Genomic DNA, 1,486 nt, shown 5'->3' with positions numbered 1-1,486 from the left:
GACCCTGCGGGGTTGCTGGCCGACCCGCCCCGGATGGCCCTTCGTCCCTGCCTCTCGCGAAGGCCCGGGGGGTGTTGCCACCGGGGACGGGCGCCGCGGCGAAGGCTGATAGAAACCTGCCGGCCCGAAAGGGCGCGGCTCTGTAATGTGGGTGCCGAAGCTGCGGCCCGCGCGGTCAGCCAACATGCCGAAAGGATAGCATCATGGAGGCCGCAAGGACGATCTGCATCGGATTCGACGTGGGCAAGGCGGCGCATCGGGCGTGCGCCGTCTCCCGGGCGTCCGGGGAGATACTCTTCAACAAGGCGCTTGAGAACAGGGAGGGCCCCATAGACGAGACGCTCGCGCTCGCGGGCGAAGGGGCGCTCGTCGTCGTCGACCAGAAGCGCAACATCGGGGCCCTCGTGCTCGAGCGCGCGAGGGCCGCGGGCATGGAGGTCGCCTACCTGCCGGGCCTGGCGATGAAGCGCGCCCGGGACATGTTCCCCGGTGCCGCCAAGACCGACGAGATAGACGCCGAGGCCATCGCGCGCACCGCCATCGGGATGCCGTGGTGCCTGCGGCCCGTGGCCGAGGACGCCGGCAGCGGCGCCGAGACAAGGCTGCTCGCATCGCAGCGGCGCTTCCTGACGAAATGCTCCACGCAGTCGAAGAACCGCCTGCGCTCGGCGCTGCTCGAGGTCGACCCCGCCTTCGAGGCGGCCGTCGACCTGGGGGCGGCGTGGCAGGTGGGCGTCCTGTCCAGGTTCGGGGGCGCCCCCGGCATAGCCGCGGCGGGCAGGAAGGGCTACCGCACCTTCGCCGTGAAGAAGTCGGGGGCGCCCGAGGCGGCGGCCGACGGGCTTTGGGACGCGGCCCCGGCTTCGGCGAAGTCGGGCAGGCCGCACACGGCCGCGGAGGACGCGGCGGTGAGGATGCTCGCCGAGCGGATAGAGGAAGACCTCGCCAGGGCGGCATCCGTCAGGGAGTCCATGGACGCGCTGCTCGCCGGCGACGCCGTGTACCGGGCGCTGCTCGCCGTTCCGGGCATCGGCCCGAAGACCGCCTCGGCGCTCGTCGCCGGAGTCGACATCGGCCTGTTTTCGAGCCACGACAAGCTGGCGTCTTTTACCGGGCTCGCCCCGAGCAACAGGCAGTCGGGCACCTCTCTGGACTCGGCGTCGTCGTCGAAGACCGGCAACAAGGAGCTCAAGAACCTGCTCGTCTTCTCCTGCAACTCCCTCGTCGGCACTGACAACGAGTTCGGCCGCTACTACGATGCGTGCCGCGCGCGGGGAATGCGGCACAACAAGGCCCTCAAAGCCGTGGCGCGAAAGAGGCTGAAGGTCATCTTCGCCGTCATGCGGGACGCCCGCCCGTACGTCCGAGCCTAGTCCTCGGCCGAATCGCCGAAGAAGAGCCCTGCCGCCGGGGTTTGCGCGAGCATGCCCGAATCAAACGGCCCGATCCCGAAAAAGCAATTGACAAAACCATAGAAACACCCCCC

Annotated in this window: 1 protein-coding gene; it reads left to right on the top strand. The window is 69.7% G+C overall.

The window, feature by feature from the left end; translation table 11 throughout:
• Positions 1-203: 203 nt before the first annotated feature.
• Positions 204-1,373 carry an IS110 family RNA-guided transposase gene (locus LQE90_RS12295; RefSeq protein WP_231088357.1) on the top strand — a complete coding sequence of 390 codons (1,170 nt, stop codon included), beginning with the start codon at positions 204-206 and terminating at the stop codon, positions 1,371-1,373.
• The last annotated feature ends 113 nt before the right edge of the window (positions 1,374-1,486 follow it).

The organism is Paraeggerthella hominis (assembly GCF_021044775.1).
GTDB lineage: Bacteria > Actinomycetota > Coriobacteriia > Coriobacteriales > Eggerthellaceae > Paraeggerthella > Paraeggerthella hominis.
This window is presented reverse-complemented; position numbering and strand designations above follow the sequence as displayed.